Annotated in this window: 1 protein-coding gene; it reads right to left on the bottom strand. The window is 67.5% G+C overall.

The genetic code is table 11. The features are described from left to right. Positions 1 to 409: acyl-CoA dehydrogenase family protein (locus tag ABD308_RS34580; protein ID WP_344343833.1), on the bottom strand; the 409-nt coding region annotated here is incomplete at its 3' end. Positions 410 to 547: the final 138 nt, after the last annotated feature.

Below are 547 nucleotides of genomic sequence, written 5' to 3'. Positions count from 1 at the left end.
GCTCCGACAGGCAGTACGAGAACATCCCCTCACCCCGCGCCAGCGCCCCCAGGTACCGCGCCTTCAACTCCTCGGAACCCGACAACTGCACCGGCAGCGACCCCAGCTTGTTCACCGCCGGGATCAACGAGGACGACGCGCACACCCGCGCCACCTCCTCGATCACGATCACCGTCGCCAGCGCGTCCGCCCCCGCACCCCCGAACTCCTCCGGCACGTGCACCGCGTGCAGGTCGTTGCCCCGCAACGCCTCCAACGCCTCCTGCGGGAACCGCCCCCGCTCGTCCACCTCCGCCGCGAACGGAGCGATCTTCGCCTCGGCCAGCGAACGCACCGCCTCACGGAGCATCTCGTGCTCCTCGGAGATCCGGAAGAGATCGAAGTCCGCCGCCCCTGCGCTGCCCGCCATGATGCCTGCCTCTTCGGGAGAGTCGTTCCGGTTGTGGAGCCGGTTAATTACCGTTAAGTAGATCCTAGGGCTCCGACCTGCGGCTGCCTAGATGATTGATGCCAAGGGCTCGCTGGCGCGCATGACATGAAGCGAGGG

It is taken from the genome of Kitasatospora putterlickiae, assembly GCF_039527695.1.
GTDB classification, from domain to species: Bacteria; Actinomycetota; Actinomycetes; order Streptomycetales; family Streptomycetaceae; genus Kitasatospora; species Kitasatospora putterlickiae.
The sequence above is the reverse complement of the archived record's forward strand: the minus strand, read 5'-3'. Positions and strand labels throughout refer to the sequence as shown.